Annotated in this window: 13 protein-coding genes and 2 tRNA genes; 3 read left to right on the forward strand and 12 right to left on the reverse strand. The window is 70.9% G+C overall.

Going from position 1 to position 16,054, the window contains the following annotated elements; all coding sequences use genetic code 11:
- Positions 1-14: 14 nt before the first annotated feature.
- A complete protein-coding gene (locus SS2_RS11750; RefSeq protein ID WP_066464279.1) occupies positions 15-1,049 on the forward strand; it encodes a LacI family DNA-binding transcriptional regulator in 1,035 nt (344 codons plus the stop codon).
- A 6-nt stretch (positions 1,050-1,055) separates the two neighbouring features.
- Here the strand turns inward: SS2_RS11750 and SS2_RS11755 are convergent, their stop codons facing one another.
- The 9 genes from SS2_RS11755 to SS2_RS11795 all read right to left on the reverse strand — a co-directional run bounded on the left by SS2_RS11755 (position 1,056) and on the right by SS2_RS11795 (position 10,799).
- Positions 1,056-2,522, reverse strand: coding sequence for a PP2C family protein-serine/threonine phosphatase (locus tag SS2_RS11755; protein WP_066464281.1), 1,467 nt, complete (start codon positions 2,520-2,522; stop codon positions 1,056-1,058).
- 9 nt (positions 2,523-2,531) lie between these two features.
- Positions 2,532-3,275 carry a GAF and ANTAR domain-containing protein gene (locus SS2_RS11760; RefSeq protein WP_066464284.1) on the reverse strand — a complete coding sequence of 248 codons (744 nt, stop codon included), beginning with the start codon at positions 3,273-3,275 and terminating at the stop codon, positions 2,532-2,534.
- Positions 3,276-3,355: 80 nt separating this feature from the next.
- Entirely contained in the window at positions 3,356-4,549 is a 1,194-nt protein-coding gene (locus tag SS2_RS11765) for a N(5)-(carboxyethyl)ornithine synthase (protein WP_066464286.1), read from the reverse strand.
- Positions 4,550-4,634: 85 nt separating this feature from the next.
- Positions 4,635-5,627 carry an NAD-dependent epimerase/dehydratase family protein gene (locus SS2_RS11770; protein ID WP_066464289.1) on the reverse strand — a complete coding sequence of 331 codons (993 nt, stop codon included), beginning with the start codon at positions 5,625-5,627 and terminating at the stop codon, positions 4,635-4,637.
- Positions 5,628-5,738: 111 nt separating this feature from the next.
- Positions 5,739-5,812, reverse strand: a tRNA-Met gene (locus tag SS2_RS11775).
- 15 nt (positions 5,813-5,827) lie between these two features.
- Complete coding sequence (locus SS2_RS11780; RefSeq protein WP_083942169.1) at positions 5,828-6,349, reverse strand: DUF2975 domain-containing protein; 522 nt, start codon at positions 6,347-6,349, stop codon at positions 5,828-5,830.
- A 124-nt stretch (positions 6,350-6,473) separates the two neighbouring features.
- Positions 6,474-6,547, reverse strand: a tRNA-Met gene (locus tag SS2_RS11785).
- An 88-nt stretch (positions 6,548-6,635) separates the two neighbouring features.
- The gene (locus SS2_RS11790; RefSeq protein WP_245643537.1) at positions 6,636-7,649 is read right to left on the reverse strand and encodes an aldose 1-epimerase; all 1,014 of its coding nucleotides are present in this window, start codon (positions 7,647-7,649) and stop codon (positions 6,636-6,638) included.
- A 120-nt stretch (positions 7,650-7,769) separates the two neighbouring features.
- Positions 7,770-10,799 (reverse strand): UPF0182 family membrane protein, encoded by a 3,030-nt coding sequence (locus tag SS2_RS11795; RefSeq protein ID WP_066464295.1) that lies wholly within the window; start codon positions 10,797-10,799, stop codon positions 7,770-7,772.
- 152 nt (positions 10,800-10,951) lie between these two features.
- Between SS2_RS11795 and SS2_RS11800 the strand changes: the two genes are divergently transcribed.
- Complete coding sequence (locus tag SS2_RS11800) at positions 10,952-11,530, forward strand: PPA1309 family protein (protein WP_066464478.1); 579 nt, start codon at positions 10,952-10,954, stop codon at positions 11,528-11,530.
- Positions 11,531-11,545: 15 nt separating this feature from the next.
- On the opposite strand, the gene SS2_RS11805 is transcribed toward SS2_RS11800, so the two are convergent.
- Entirely contained in the window at positions 11,546-12,739 is a 1,194-nt protein-coding gene (locus SS2_RS11805) for a YlbL family protein (protein ID WP_245643538.1), read from the reverse strand.
- 60 nt (positions 12,740-12,799) lie between these two features.
- Positions 12,800-13,858, reverse strand: coding sequence for an NAD-dependent epimerase/dehydratase family protein (locus SS2_RS11810; RefSeq protein WP_066464296.1), 1,059 nt, complete (start codon positions 13,856-13,858; stop codon positions 12,800-12,802).
- Between the two features lie 111 nt (positions 13,859-13,969).
- On the opposite strand from SS2_RS11810, the gene SS2_RS11815 reads away from it, so the two are divergent.
- Entirely contained in the window at positions 13,970-15,466 is a 1,497-nt protein-coding gene (locus SS2_RS11815) for a zinc-dependent metalloprotease (protein ID WP_066464297.1), read from the forward strand.
- On the opposite strand, the gene SS2_RS11820 is transcribed toward SS2_RS11815, so the two are convergent.
- Positions 15,467-16,042 (reverse strand): M48 metallopeptidase family protein, encoded by a 576-nt coding sequence (locus tag SS2_RS11820; RefSeq protein ID WP_066464298.1) that lies wholly within the window; start codon positions 16,040-16,042, stop codon positions 15,467-15,469.
- Positions 16,043-16,054 lie beyond the last annotated feature (12 nt).

Raw genomic sequence — 16,054 nt, forward strand, 5'->3', positions numbered from 1 at the left:
CAGAGAGGCTCACCGTGGCACCGCACGACGACGCGACCGCACGTCCCCGCACGGCCACCCTCAAGGACGTGGCGCAGCTCGCCGGGGTGTCGATCGCCACCGCCTCCAAGGCCCTCAACGGCCGTGACAACGTCCACCCCGACACCCGGCGCCGCGTCGTGGAAGCCGCCGAGCGGATCTCGTTCACCCCCAACCAGCTCGCTCGCAGCATCGTCGCCAAGCAGACCGGCACGATCGGCCTGCTCACCCACGACCTCGAGGGCCGGTTCTCCATCCCCATCCTCATGGGCGCCGAGGACGCGGTGGGAGCAGGTCAGATGTCGGTGTTCCTGTGCGACGCCCGCGGCGACTCCATCCGCGAGCAGTACCACCTCAAGGCGCTGCTCTCCCGCAGGGTGGACGGACTCATCGTCGTCGGCGGCCGGACCGACCCCCGCCCGTCCATCGGCCGCGCGCTGCCGGTTCCCGTGGTCTACGCCTACGCCCCGTCCCTCGACCCGGCCGACTGCTCCGTGATCCCGGACAACACGAGCGCCGGGTCGCTCGCCGTCCAGCACCTCGTCTCGACCGGGCGGCGGCGTATCGCCCACGTCTCCGGCGACGTCACCTACCTCGCGGCGCGTGAACGCGCCGCAGGAGCGGTGCACGCCCTGGCCGGCGCGGGTCTCGAGCTGGCCGGGGGCGAGGTGCTCTACGGCAGCTGGTCTGAGGCCTGGGGCCGGTCCGCCGCGCACACCTTGCTCGAGCGCGACCCTGAGATCGACGCGATCCTGTGCGGCAGCGACCTCATCGCCCGGGGCGTCCTGGAGACGTTGCGGGACCGCGCGGTCGACGTGCCGCATGCCGTGGCGGTCATGGGCTTCGACAACTGGGACGTCCTGGTCAGCGGCGCCCGCCCGCCGCTGACCAGCGTGGACATGAACTTCGAGGCCCTCGGCCGCCGCGCAGCGCTGCGGCTGCTGGAGTCCATCGCCGGCGAGCACCACTCCGGCGTCGAGCAGCTCGACTGCCGGGTGGTGGTCCGCGGCTCCACCGCCTTCGACGGCTGAGCAGCCTCAGGGCGGGTCGGCGCGGGTGAAGACCCGCTGGGAGTCGCGCGTCCAGTGCATGAGCAGCACCGTGCAGTCGTCCGAGAGCATGCCGTTCTGCCAGGTGGACACGGTCCGGCACAGGGTCCGGGCGATCTCCGGGAGCGAGTCTGCGAGCGCGGCCTCCCGCTCGAGGAACTCCACCAGCCCGCTCGTGCCGAACATGACCTTGGAGGCGTTGCGCGCCTCGGTGATGCCATCGGTGAACAGCACGAGACAGTCCCCCGGCTCCAGCCGCTCCTCCCCGACGGTCAGCTCCGTGGCCTCGATGCCGAACAGCGGTCGCCGTCCCGCGCGCAGCGACCGCACCACGTGCCGGTCACGCAGCACGAGGGGGTAGGGATGCCCTGCCGCGAGGTACCGCAGGTGCCCCGTGTCCAGGTCGAGGTGAGCCAGCACACCGGTCACGTAGCTCCCCGGACCGAACTGGTCAGACACCGCGCGGTCCACCGCCTCGGCCTGGGCGAACAGCGACCGCCCTTCGCGTCGGGCGTTGCGGTAGGAGGTCAGCGCCGTCGCCGCCACCAGGCCGGATCCCAGGTCGTGGCCGGTCGCGTCGAAGATCGCGACGTCGGCGCTGTGCTCGGAGACGGCGACGTCGAACACGTCTCCGCCCACGTCGTTGTTCGGCTCGACCCGCCCGGTGATGACCACCTTGTCAGTCCCGGTCGTCAGCGGCGGCAGCAGCGCCCAGACGAGCTCGGCGGCGACGCTGCGTCCTTCCTGGCGACGCAGCCGGTCGATCCCGTCGCCGTGCCGCCCCACCACGGTCACCAGGTGCCCGGCGAGCTGGGCCAGGAGCTGGATGTGCTCACGCAGCGCGGCCTCCTGGATGCGGGCCGGGTCGACCGTCACCTCGAGCACGCCGACCCGTACGACGCCGTCCGCGACCGGTACCCACAGGCGGGCCCCGCCCCGCTCGGTGGACTCCACGGTGAAGTGCCGGAAGGCGCGACCAGCCAGCGTCGAGTCGACCTCGAGCCGGGAGCGTTCGACCGCGTGGGCGCCTGGAAAGGCGACGAGCACGCTGGAGGTGTAGTCCACGACGTAGAGCACCACCTGGACACCGAGCATGTCAGCGGCGGCGTCGAGCACCCCGGGCAGGCCGTCCGGGGACGTCAGACGAGACCCGCGCAACATCTCGACCATGGCTGCGAGCGGCTCCTGAGACCGGGACGTCGTGCGCAGCGGTCCGGTGTAGGCCGCACGGTGCCGGGTGCGGTGCGCCTCGAGCCGCTCGTTGACGACCTGCGCCACGAGGTCCTGCTCGTCGGGCTCGAGGCGGGCCTTCCCCGCGACGAAGTCCGCCAGGACCGCCGGCCCCTCGGTCCCTCCCACGCAGAAGTAGAGCAGCCACAGCTCATCCAGGCTCAGACCGGACTGCGTGAACGCGTGCACCACCGAGCTCGCGGCACGGTCCTTGGCCGGGGCCACCGTCGATCCTCAGCGCCGCGTCTGGCGTGAGACGGTGGCGACCACCTTGCTCGCCACCTCATGGACAGGTTTGCCGTCGCGTTCAGCGATCCCCACCAGTCGGGCGAAGGCCATGTCAGCAGGGACGGTGTCGCGGGACATGAGGATCCCGGTGGCCCGGTTGATCACGTCCCGGCGCCGCAGCGCGGCGCGGACCCGCTGGCTGACCCGGCCGGCCTGCTCGGCCACCCGGTCGTTCTTGAGCAGGAACGCCGCCTGCGCGGCGAGCAGCGTGAGCAGCTGCTCCTCCCGGTCACCGAAGACCGCGGCCTGGTGGGAGTACAGGCAGATGGCGCCGAGCACCTCGTCACCGGCGACGATCGGAGCGCTCATCACCGAGAGCACCCGCAGCTCGACCGCGGTGGGCGACCACTGCGGCCACCGGTCCTCGTGGCGCAGGTCGTCCGAGCGTGCGGTGGTCCGTCCCGCCCAGGCGGTGAGGCCGGGGCCGGCCCCGGCAGAGGACTGCGTCTCCTGGAGCCGCTCGGCGACGGCGTCGGTCGCTGCCACAGCGTGGGCCGCGCCGTCGGCGTCGATCACCGTGAGGGCCGCGCCGCTGGCCGTGTCGGTGCTCGCCACCGCGACCGAGGTGACGAGCAGCACGGCGGCGCTCAGCGCGTCGTGGGTGAGCAGCCCACCCGTCGTCCCGGCGAACACGACGCCCAGCTCGTCGGAGACTGACGTGGTCGGTTCTGCTGGCTGTGTCTGGACCATGACGCTCCCCTCGTCGGGATCTCCGTTTTCTGACGGTATACCCGGCGCGCACAGGTGGCACGGCCGCAGACCGAACCTCTCTACGAGGTGCGCTCAGCGGCGATCGGTGCGTGGGGGTAGTCCGGGGTGCGCCCCTGGAAGGTGAGGATGGTCGGGTTGAGGACGCGGCCGTCGCGGATCTCGGTCGCGCGGCGGATGGTCGCGTTCTCCTCCCACGCGAGCGGCCCCTCCAGGACGGTCCGCAGGAAGGGCATGAGCGCCTCGCTGATCTCCCACGTCGCGGAGTTCCACAGGTAGGACGGGCTGTGGTCCACGCCGTAGTAGTTCGTGCTGCCGCCGACGGTGAGCATGGGGTGGGCAAAGGTCGTGGGACGTGCCCACTCGAAGCCCATCCCCTCGTCGCAGGAGACGTCGACGATGATGCTCCCGGGGCGGAAGGCCGCGAGGTCCTCGGTCCGCAGGTAGGTCAACGGCGCCTGCGGGTCTTGGAGCGTGCAGTTGACCACGATGTCGACGGCGGCCAGGAAGGGCGCGAGCGGCACGGTTCCCTCATCCGTGTGGACGGCGCTGCGGAACGGAGCGGTCTGGTCATGGTCGAGCTGGACGATCCTGGCGGAGTGGATCGGGGAGGCGACGGCCGCGACCTCGCGGTGGGCAAGCACCTGGACATCGTGGATGCCATGGGCGTTGAGGGCGGTGACTGCCCCGCGCGCGGTCGCCCCGAAGCCGATGACCACGGCACTGAGCCGCCGGCCATAGTCCCCGGTCGACCCGCAGAGCTGCAGGGCGTGCAGCACGGAGCAGTACCCGGCCAGCTCGTTGTTCTTGTGGAAGACGTGCAGGCTGAAGCCTCCGTCGCTGGCCCAGTGGTTCATCGCCTCGAAGGCGATGAGGGTGAGCCGGCGGTCGATCGCGAGCTGGGTGATCTCCTGGTCCTGGACGCAGTGCGGCCAGCCCCACAGCACCTGCCCCTCGCGCAGGTCGGCGAGGTCGCTCGCCTGGGGCTTGGGGAGCAGGACGACGTCGGCGTCGGCGATGAGTTCGGCGCGGGAGACGATCCGCCCCACCAGCGGTGCGAGCTCGGCGTCGGTGACACCGAACTCGGACCCGTAGCCGCTCTCGAGGATGATCTGCGCGCGCAGGTCGGCGTCGATCTGGCCGAGGTGCGCCGGGTGCAGCGGCAGACGTCGCTCGTCCGGCTTGCGGGAGGTGGCCATGCCCCCCAGGCGGAGCAGGCCGGTCGTCGCGGACGGTGGTGAAGACCTGACGGTCATCGTGGCTCCCTCAAGGGTCACCACACTGGCGACCCACGTGCAAGACTAACGCACGAAACCGTCAAGAATTCATAAAGCGGTCACATCACGCGATGCGGAACCGCTCGACGAGGTCATCCATCACGCCGTCCATCCGTGCATCGACCACGCGGCGAGCGGGATCGCCGTCGTACCACTCGACGATCTCCCGCGCACCACGCTCGAAGGGGATCGTCGCCCGGTACTCCGGGACGAGGGAACGGACCTTGGCGTTGTCGAAGACCATCGAGTGCGCCTTGTCACCGAGCAGACCGGCGCCCCACCCCGGGTCCGCCGCCGCGATCGCGTCAGAGGGCACGTGCACGATGCGCGCCTCGACCCCGGCCGCCCGCGCCAGCGTCTCGACGATGTGGTTCCAGGTCGGCGCGTCGTCGGAGGTGATGTGGAAGGCGTCGCCCACAGCGCGGGCGTGCCCCAGCAGCGGGACGAAGGCTTTGGCGAAGTCCGCGGTGTGGGTGAGCGTCCACAGGGAGGTCCCGTCGCCGTGGACCACGACCTCCTTGCCCTGACGCATCCGCTCCACGACGGTCCACCCGCCGTCCATGGGCACCGACGTGCGGTCATAGGTGTGGGACGGTCGCACGATCGTGGCCGGGAAGCCCGCGTCGCGGTAGGCCGCCACAAGCAGGTCCTCGCAGGCGATCTTGTTGCGGGAGTACTCCCAGAACGGGTTGCGCAGCGGCGTCGACTCCAGGACCGGCAGGCGGGCCGGGGGCGTCTGGTAGGCCGAGGCCGAGCTGATGAAGACGTACTGGCCGGTCCGCCCGGTGAACAGGTCGATGCCCGCCTGGACATGGTCAGGGGTGAAGGCCGTGAAGTCGACGACGGCGTCGAAGTCGTGGCCGGCGAGGGCGTCGCGGACGGCTGCGGCGTCGCGCACGTCGGCGCGGTGGACGACGGCCTCGGGTGGCAGGGGCCTGGGCGAGGCGGAGCCGCGGTTGAGGACGTGCAGCTCGACCCCCCGCTCGACGGCGAGCTGCGCGCTCGCCGAGCTGATGATGCCGCTGCCGCCGATGAAGAGGACTCTCAGTGCGCTCATCTGGTCACCTTAGCCACCCCGGGCAGCCAGCGGGGGCAGCCACACCAACACCAGAGGCCCTCCGGATCCGAAGATCGGGAGGGCCTCTGGGTCGAACATCTACTTCACAAGTAGCGGGGACAGGATTTGAACCTGCGACCTCTGGGTTATGAGCCCAGCGAGCTACCGAGCTGCTCCACCCCGCGTCGGTAAACACCACTCTACGCCATGTCGCGCGCACTCTCGACCACCCGTCGGCGAGCAAGCTCCGCCGCCAGCTCGGTCCGCCCCAGGGCCAGCACGAGCGCGACCGCCGCGGAGAGCGTGGCCCCGCCCAGGATCATCAGCGGCAAGCCGCCACCGTTGGCCTCCGCGAAGCCACCCAGATAGACCGCGACACCCGCCACCACGACCGTGGCGCCGCACACGCAGATCGTCGCGACCTCCAGGAGACGCCGAGCACGGACGGAGACGATCTCGCCGGCGGCCAGGAGTGTGAGCAGCCGCCAGACGATGACGAGCACGACCTCCCCGAAGGCGATCGCGACGATGGCAGCGAGCGAGTACGGGACGACCAGATGGGTGACCTCGGGGTTCACGTCGGCGATCTCAGCGGCCCCGAGAGGCAGGAGGACCTGCGTCGCCGCCGCCCCGAGGAACAGCACCACCAGGGCCACCCGCAGCATCGCGATGAGCACTGCGCGAGCACGTGCTGGCCGTGCGGGAGTCCCCTGAGGCATCATCCATCGAGTATCGATGGATTGCTGTCGAAAAACAAGAGGGGGGGGGACGGCAACCGAGGGCGCACCCAGCGATATGCAAAAAGACCCTGGTTCGCATGTCTGCGAACCAGGGTCTTTCTCTGAGTAGCGGGGACAGGATTTGAACCTGCGACCTCTGGGTTATGAGCCCAGCGAGCTACCGAGCTGCTCCACCCCGCGTCGGTAGATACAACGTTACGTCACGGGGGCGCCCACGCCAACTCGGCGGCCCGTGACTCCCGTCACAAGGCCAGCCGCAGGGAGCAGATCAGCGGGTGATCGTGTGAGCTCCGAAGGCGAAGGTCTTCTCCTGGCCGACGGCGAGGCGGACCTCGTCCTGGCGGTCAGGGCGGTTGAAGGCATCCGTGGTCGTCTCCAAGGACTCGATCGCCGCAGACTCCCGAGGACGGGTCAGCGCGTCACCGGTGAAGGCGAGCAGCGTGCCGCGGTCCTGCCACACGGCCACGCCCTCCCCCGTCTCCGGGTCGGTGAGCAGGGTGCGGATGCGCCCGTCGGCGTCGGGCACCAGGCGGTCCCAGGCGTGGTCGTAGACCACACCTGCGAGGGTCTCGTGGACGAGGTCGGAGTCCATGGGGGCGTAGGCGGCGTCGCCGGCGAGCGGGACGAGCCTGTCGTCGGTGACGATCGCGGCACGCGCGGGGACCCGCAGGGACAGCGTGTCGATCGTCGCGTGACCGGGGACCCGGAAGTACGGGTGCCAGCCTGCGGCGACCGGGGCGTCGGTGTCGCCGACGTTGCGGTAGGTGAGCAGCACGTCCAGGGAGGACTCGGTGAGCTCGAAGCGCACCGTCGCGTCGACGGAGAAGGGGTAGCCGGCGATGTCACCGGGGCGGATGGAGTATCCGAAGGTGATGCTCACCGCGCGCGGGTCGCTGACGTCCTCGTCGACGACGGTCCAGTCGGCCATGCGCGCCGACCCGTGGATGACCTCCTTGTCGACCGGGAACTGCAGGCCCACCTCGTGAGTCACCCCGTCGAAGGTGTACTGGTTGTTGCGCAGGCGGTTGGCGAAGGGGAAGAGGATCGCGCTGCGACCGCCGAACTGCCCGGCGAAGTCCGCCTCGTCGACGTACCCGTCGATGAACTCGCCCAGTCCGCCGTGCCACGGCGCGGCCCAGGACAGCACCGTCGCCCCACGGACGAGGATCTCCGCCTGGGCGCCGCTGGCACCGTGGCGCAGGATCTTCGTCGGCAAGGATCCGAAGGTGCCGTCGGTGATGGTGTTCGCGACGGTGGCCGCAGGGGATTTCATCGTTGTCATGGGCACTATCGTCCACGCTGCACGCCACCGGGAGCAAACCCGCCACGTGCGACGACGGCGGCGACGCACCTCGAAGGTGCGTCGCCGCCGTCGTCATGCGTCCTGGCCGGGACCTGAGTCCTAGCCGAGCTCGGCCTCAGCCGCCAGCGCCGCCTCGACGGCCGCCTGCAGACGGGCCTGCGCCTCGCCGTAGGCGGCGAAGTCACCATCGGTGAGCGCGGCCTGGCTGGCTTCCAGGGCCGACCTCGCCTCGGTCAGCGCCGCGGTCAGGCGCGCCTGGGCGTCACCGACCGGGGCCTGGGTCGGGGTGTCGGTCGGCGTGTCCGTCGGAGCGTCGGTCGGCGTGTCCGTCGGTGTGTCGGACGGGGCGTCGATCGGCGGGGTCGGTGCCACGGGCACGTCACCCTCGTCCGGTGCGGTCGCGTCTCCGGCGTTGGCGCCGGAATCACCGGCGAACACCTGGTCGAGCGCCTCGTCGAGGGTGTCGGCGAAGCCCACCTGGTCACCGAAGGCCACGAGCACCTTGCGCAGCAGCGGGAAGACCGTGCCGGTCGAGGACTGCACGTAGACGGGCTGCACGTAGAGCAGACCGCCACCCATGGGCAAGGTCAGCAGGTTCCCGTTCTTCACGACCGACTTGCCCTGACGCAGCAGGTTCAGGGCACTGCCGATCTCCGGGTCGGAGTCGAAGTTGTTCTGCACCTGACCCGGTCCGGGCACGGTCGACCCGCGTGGCAGCTCGAGCAACCTGAGCTTGCCGTAGTCCGCATCGGGCTTGCCCGCGACGTCACCCGCCTCGGCGTTGACCGCCAGGTACCCGGTCATGACGTTCCGGTCGCTGGTGCCGCCCGTGATGAAGGACGACGACAGGGAGAACGTCGGGGTGTCCTGACCCGGCATCTGCAGGGTCTGGTAGTACGGCGGCTGCAGGGTGTTCGGGTCCTCAGCCTTGAGGGTCGGCTCGTCCGGGCTGCGCCAGAAGTCCTGGCCGGAGAAGAACTCGCTGGCCGTGGTGACGTGGTACTGGGTGAGCAGCGACCGCTGGACCTTGAACATGTCCTCGGGGTAGCGGATGTGGCTCATCAGCTCGCTGGAGATCTCCGAGATCGGCTGGATGGTGTTGGGGAACACACCCTGCCAGGCCTGCAGGACCGGGTCCTCGGTGTCCCAGGCGTAGAGCGTGACCGAGCCGTCGTAGGCGTCGACCGTGGCCTTGACCGAGTTGCGGATGTAGTTGACCTCCTGCGGGGCCTGCGCCTGGATGCTCAGCGACGCCTCGGTGAGCGAGTCGGTCGTGGCGTCCTCGAGGGACTCCGACGCCGAGTAGGGGTACTCGTCAGAGGTGGTGTACCCGTCGACGAGCCAGACGACCTTGCCGTCCACGACCGCCGGGTACACCCGGCCGTCGAGGGTCAGGTACGGGGCGACCTTCTTGACGCGCTCACGCGGGTCACGGTCGTAGACGATCTGCGACACGTCGGTGACGCGGTCGGAGAAGAGGATCTCCTCGGACTGGAACTTCAGCGCGAAGAGGGTCTTGTTGAGGAAGGAGCCTACCGACGGGCCGATCGCGATCTCCTCGGTCGGGAAGGTGTTGTTCACCTGGCCGCCGGTGTCGTCGGTCGGGTAGTCGAGCTCCCACGCCGGGGTGTCCTCGGGGGCACCGACGATGGAGAAGCTCGGCGACGACGGGGAGAAGTAGATCCGCGGCTCGTAGCCCTCGGTGTTGAGATCGGTCAGCGCACCCACGGAGGGGATGCCGCCCTCGAAGAAGGCCGGGCGGCCGTCGGGGCCGATCTGGTTGCCGTAGGCAGCCACCACACCGAAGCCGTGGGTGTAGACCGTGTGGTCGTTGACCCAGTTGCGCTGGTCGGCGCTCAGTCCGTCCAGCTCGAGCTCGCGCACGGCGATGACGGTGTCGCGGCTCTCCCCGTCGATGACGTAACGGTCGACCGAGAGGGTGTCGGCGAAGTTGTAGTAGCCACGGTTCTGCTGGAGCTGGCGGAAGGACGGGCTGACGATGGTCGGGTCGAGGAGGCGGATGGACGCCGTGGTCTGGGCGTCTGCGCGCAGCGCGCCCTGCTCAGCCGTCGTCTTGGCGTCGTAGGCCTGGACCTCCATGCCATCCAGGCCGAAGGCCGTCCGGGTCGCGTCGATGTTGCGCTGGATGTACTCGGCCTCCTTCACCTGGGCGTCCGGGTTGACCTGGAAGCGCTGGACGACAGCCGGGTAGACCCCGCCGACGACGATCGCCGCGACGACCATGAGGCCGACGCCGATCGCCGGCAGGCGCCACGTGCCGCGCACCGCCGTGACGATGAAGAGCGCAGCGACGAGCACTGCGACGCCGGCGAGGATGGCCTTGGCCGGGATGACCGCGTTGACGTCCGCGTAGGAGGCGCCGGCGAACTTCTCACCGTCGGTCTTGAGCAGGGAGTACCGGTCCAGCCAGTAGTTGAGGCCGATGAGTGCCATGAGCAGCGCGGCGATGACGGCGAGCTGGATCCGTGCGGCGCGGGTGGTCCGGACGCCGCCCTCGGCGATGCGCACGCCCCCGTAGAGGTAGAGCGTGGCGAGCGCGGCGATGCCGGCGATGATGACGACGGCGACCAGGAACCCTGCCACGAAGCGCAAGGCCGGCAGCGTGAAGATGAAGAAGGACAGGTCGATGCCGAACTGCGGGTCGTCGGTGCCGAAGGGCACCGAGTTCAGCGCCAGCAGCACCGTGGTCCACTGCGAGGACGCCGCGACGCCGGCGAACAGGCCCACGAGGATGGGTGCCGCGATCATGACCAGCTTGCGCAGCGGCTCGATGGCCTCGCGGTACTGGTCGAGGGTCGCCTGCTCAGGGGTGGACGGGGCGTAGATCGGCCGGTTGCGGTAGGCGAGCTGCAGGCTCCCCCAGACCGCTCCGCCCATGACGAGGAAGCCGGCGGCGAAGAGCGCCGCTCTGGTCCCCCACTGGGTCCAGATGACCTTCTCGTACCCGAGCTGGTCGAACCACAACACCTCCGTCCAGAACTGCGCGAGCAGGAACAACGCCACCACGACCACGCCGACGGCGATGGCGGTGATGGCGAGCGGACTCGGCCTGCGGCCGCCCTTGCCCCGCACGGGGGCTGGACGGCGTGGAGGTGCTGCTGAAGACACGACGTGGGATCCTCGCTGTTGGTGACACTTCGTCTGTGAGGCGCCAAGCTGCGGCCCTCACCCGGTCCAACGCTTATGAACTTCCTTAGGTTCCCACAGTTGGTCCGCCCGGCGCACTGCCACTGGTGAGCGCATCTGACATCCTGGTGACCATGACTGCCCCTTCCTCCTCCCCCGCGCCCGCGGGGTCCCCGCTCTCCCCGTCCCAGCGAGCCCTGGCCGACGCCGTCATCGACGTCGAACGCCACGTCGCCAGCACCGGGTGGGACGCACCCACCCGCGTCTTCGCCCTCGTCTCCACCCAGGCTGCGCTGGAGGCGGAGCCCGAGCTGGCGACGGTGCTGCCGCCCACGACCGTGGAGGCTGCGCTGGCCGACCCGACGCACCTGACGTCGGTCGAGCAGGACGACCTGCCCGAGACCGACTCGCTGGAGGACCTGCTCGCCTCGATCGTGTGGCCGGAGACCGTCACCGGCGCTGCGGTGGTCGTCGAGCGCAGCATCTTGCCGCCGTCGGCCGAGGCCGACATCCCCGACGACCCGGCCGCGGCCCTGGCCTTCCTCGCCGAGCACCCCGACCGTCAGGACGTGCGGATGGCCGTGGGCGTCCTGCGTGATGGCGCCTCCTGGTGCGCGCTGCGCACCCGTGCCAACGACTCCGACGAGGACGTGGCCACCGGGCTGAACCTCGTGCCCGGGCTCATCGCGGCGCTGCGCTCGACGTTCTTGTGAGCGCCTGAGCAGTCCCTAGGACGAGCAGGTGGGCAGGGAGTCGCCCTCGCCGGCGCCGATGGCCACCATCGCGTCGTAGGCCTCAGCGAGGGTGGCGACCTTGACCACCCGCAGCCCGTCAGGCACGTGCCCCACGACCTCGTCACAGTTGGCCGCCGGAGCCAGGAACCAGCTCGCGCCGTCGCGCACGGCGCCGTTGAGCTTCTGCCGGATCCCGCCGATCGGCCCCACCGTCCCGGTGGTGTCCATCGTCCCGGTCCCGGCGATCACCTCACCGTTCGCCTCGTCCTGAGGGGTGAGCTTGTCGATGATGCCGAGCGCGAACATCGTGCCCGCGCTCGGGCCGCCGATGTCCTCGATCTGGATGTCCACGTCCACCGGGAAGTCGAAGGTGGTGTCCACGAGCACACCCAGGCGTGAGCCGGTGCCACCTTCGGGCGGGTCCACCGTCTCGAAGGTCTCCTCGACGGGGACGCCGTCGCGGACCAGGCCGAGGGTCACCGTCGTGCCCGGCTCGATCTCCGAGAGCGCGTCGACCAGGCCCTGCGAGCTGGTCACCGGGGCGCCGTTCAACGACGTGATGACGTCGCCCTCCTGGACGTGGTCCGGGGCCTGGGAGGCCTCGACCGTGCCGGCCGCGACGAGGGTCACCGGGATGTCGTACCCGAGCTCGGACAGGGCGGCGTAGGTCGCGTTCTCCTGCGAGCTGACCATGTCTGCCGCGCTCTCGGCGTCGAGCTCCTCGCGCGTGATGTTCGTGGGGAAGACCTCTTCGACCGGGAAGACGGCACGGGTGTCGTCGAACCAGCCCTGGACCACCTGGACGAGGTTGACCGGGTAGCCGGGTCCCCCGCCCACCCCGACGGTGGTGAGCAGCAGCTCACCGGTCGAGGGGTACGTCTCGGTGCCGGAGATCTGGATGAGGTCCGCGCCGTCCGCCTGCCCGAGCGTGTCGCGCGTGGGTCCGGGCGACTTCACGACGTAGGGCGCGGGCAGCACCGCGAGCCCGGACAGCAGCAGCACGGTGGCCATGAAGGACACCCCCAGCGTGATCGAGCGGCGGCTGGGACGCTCCTCCGGGGCGGTCACGACCGAGGGACCGCGCCGGCGGCTGCGACGACGGCCGGGACCGGCCGGAGCCAGATCGGTGGGGCGCTCGTCGTGCGGGTGATCAGCACTCAGGTTCTCGGCGTTCGGCTCGGTCGACACCGGACCATCATCCCCGACAAGTCTGGACGCGCGCTGAGACGCCCACGCTGAGGCTCCCGCTCAGCGTCGCCCGCGCGACTGCTTGAGGATCGCCGCGGTGCCCAGCAGCGCGACGGCGGCGCCCGCCGCGCCCAGCGCTGCGGCGTCGAGCCCACCCACCCGTCGCCCGGCCACCCCGACCCGCCCGCGCACCTGGGCCACCAGGGTCCGCAGGCACGCCTCGCTCGACCACGTGGGTACCCATCCCGCGTCACGCAGGGTCGTTGCGCTCACCGTCCACGGGTACACCGAGAAGCTCATGTCTGAGGCCGGCGCGGGCAGCACGCCCACCCGGTGCAGCCGCTCGGCCACACCGAAGGCCGAGGCGGCCGGCAGGTCGATCCCCCGCATCCCGGCGATGCGCTTCACGACCTCCGGCGTGAGCACGTCCGGCTGACCGTCGCGCAGCGCGCCGACGGTCAGCCGGCCGCCCAGCCCCTGCTCGACGACGACGCGCACCGCGTCGGCCACGTCGTCGACGTGCACGAGCTGCCACTCCCGGCGCACACCACGGATGGTGAGCACCCGTGGTGCTTCGAAGTGGCGGGTCATGAGGGTGTCGATGTCAGGGCCGACGAGCACCGCCGGGCGCAGCACGGTGACGGTCATCCCGGCCTCGGCGGCAGCAGGCGCCATCGCCTCGATGGTCGCCTCGAAGGTCAGCACGTCCCCGGCGTAGCTGGCGTCGACCTCGTCCAGGCGGGGGTCGTCGTCGGCGATGAGAGCTCGGTCAGGATGCGCCCCGTTGACCATCGCCGAGCTGATCGCGACCACATGCTCGACCCCGGCGGCCGCGGCGTCGGCCAGGTCCTGCTCGACGCCGGCCACGAGCGCGGCGCGCCGCGGCGCCACGCGCTGGGCTCCCACCCGCGCGAAGTCGCCGGTGTGCCCGACGAGCACGACCGCGCGGGCACCGGCGAAGCGCGACGCGGCGGCGTCGTCGCTCTGCGTCTCCTCGCCCCCGGTCATGCCCAGCAACCGGAGCCGGTGGCGGATGCCGCGGGCCGTCGGGGTGTCCCCCACGACCACCACGGGCCCCACGGGCTCGGTGCGCTCAGAGCGAACCGGTCGTGCGGTCATGGTCGTCCTGCCTCCCTGGTGCCTGTTTAGTGGTTACCGTAAAGAGCATCGAGGTCAGCGATCACCTCGAGGCGACCGCGTCATCGATCAGTCATCGCATGAGGAGACTCTATGAGCAGCGACCCGTCCGACCGTTCTGGCGCGCCGCAGGAGCCGGACCCCTCACAGTGGGAGGAGCTCCTGCGCTCGCTCTTCGGGTCTGACGCCGAAGAGGCCCTCCAGGAGCTGCGCTCGCGCGGTTTCGACCCCGCCACCCTCGCGGCGGGCTCCGAGTTCCAGAACGACCCGCAGATGCTCCAGCACATTCTTGACCAAGTCCGACGCCTGCTCACCTCGTCCGCCACCGGACCGGTCAACGCAGACGTCGCGCACGACGTCGCCCGGCAGGCCGCGATGGCCGGCGGCGACCCCTCGCTCACCTCCCGCGAGGTGCGGGTGGCCACCGAGGCCCTGTCCGTCGCCGAGCTGTGGCTCGACGCAGCCACCGACATCCCTCCGGGCGGCGGGAAGGCCCTGGCCTGGACCCGCTCGGAATGGGTCGAGCGCACCCTGCCGGCCTGGAACATCCTCGCCCAGCCGGTCGCATCCTCGGTCGCGGACGCGCTCACCGCGATCCTGCGTGACCAGCTCCCCGGCGACCTGTCCGCCCTCGGCGAGAGCGGCCTGCCCGGCGGGATGATGAGCGGGATGTTCGGCGGCGACGGCGCGATCGACCCGAGCCAGATCATGCGGCGCATCGGCGCCGCGGTCTTCGGCATGCAGATCGGCACCGCGGCCGGCACCCTCTCGCGGGAGGTCTTCGGTGCGACCGACATCGGGGTGCCGCTGCTCAGCGAGCCCGCGACGGTGCTCGTGCCGGCCAACGTCGCCGCCTTCGCCGAAGGGCTCGCCGCTCCCGAGGAGGAGGTCCGGCTGTTCCTCGCGCTGCGCGAGGTCGCCCACGCACGCCTCTTCACCCACGTGTCCTGGCTGCGCGGTCACCTGCTGGGCCTCGTGGAGGCCTACGCCAAAGGCATCACCATCGACATGGACGCCCTCGAGTCCTCCATGCGCGAGATCGACCCGACCGACACCGAGGCGCTGCGCGGTGCGCTCTCCGGCGGCGTCTTCGCCCTGCAGTCCACCCCCGAGCAGAAGGCGACGCTGCTGCGGCTGGAGACCGTGCTGGCCCTCGTCGAGGGCTGGGTCGACGAGGTCGTGGCGCGCGCCGCCCTCCCTCACCTGCCGCACGCCGTCGCGCTGCGAGAGATGATCCGCCGACGCCGCGCCGCGGGCGGCCCCGCCGAGCAGACCTTCGCCTCCCTCGTCGGCCTCGAGCTGCGTCCCCGTCGTTCGCGCGACGCCGCGGCGCTGTGGGCCTCGATCGACTCCCAGGTAGGACCGACCGAGCGCGACGCGGTGTGGGACCACCCGGACCTGCTCCCGGGGACCCTCGACCTGGACGACCCGGCCGGCTACTTCACCCGGCGTGCTGCGGTCACCGCTGAGCAGTCCGACGTGGACCGCGCTCTGGCGGAGATCTTCGGCGAGGCCGACGGCACTGATGGTGCTGATGGTGCTGACGGCGACACCCCAGACGGCACCGGCGAGGAGCCGACGAAGGACTGACTAGCCCGGGGCGTCGCCGAGCTCGTCGTCGGCGCCCTCGTCCGGTCCGACGTCCCGCGCGAAGGCGTGCCCCTCGAGGAAGCCCCGCGCCCGCTCGGTGCGGGGGTAACGGTCCAACAGCGCCCAGAAGTCTGGCCCGTGGCCGGCGTGCAGGGTGTGCGCCAGCTCGTGCAGCAGCACGTAGTCGAGGACCCAGCCGGGCATCCCCCGCACCCGGGTGGAGATGCGGATGGAGCCCTCGGGAAGGCTGCACGAGCCCCAGCGGCGTCCCTGGCGGGCCGACCACCGGACGGATGACGGACGGGCCAGCCCGTCGAGGTACTTCTCGGAGAGCTCCAGCGCGCGGGTGGCCAGGCCCTCGTCGGAGGGCCGGCGGCGCTGCTCCTTGTCGGCGAGACGGTCGAGCATCCGCTGCACCCACTCACGCTCCTGGGCGCGAGAGAACTTCGCGGGGATCGAGACGATGGTCCGGTCCCCGTCGCGGTACGCGCTGACCGTGCTCGTGCGGCGACGGCTCCGTCGTACCTCGACCTGAGTGGTGGCGGTGTTGGCGACTCCGTCGGCAGTGTCGGGCACGCTCTGACCGTA

Origin of the sequence: Sanguibacter suarezii NBRC 16159 (assembly GCF_001552735.1) — a bacterium.
GTDB lineage: Bacteria > Actinomycetota > Actinomycetes > Actinomycetales > Cellulomonadaceae > Sanguibacter > Sanguibacter suarezii.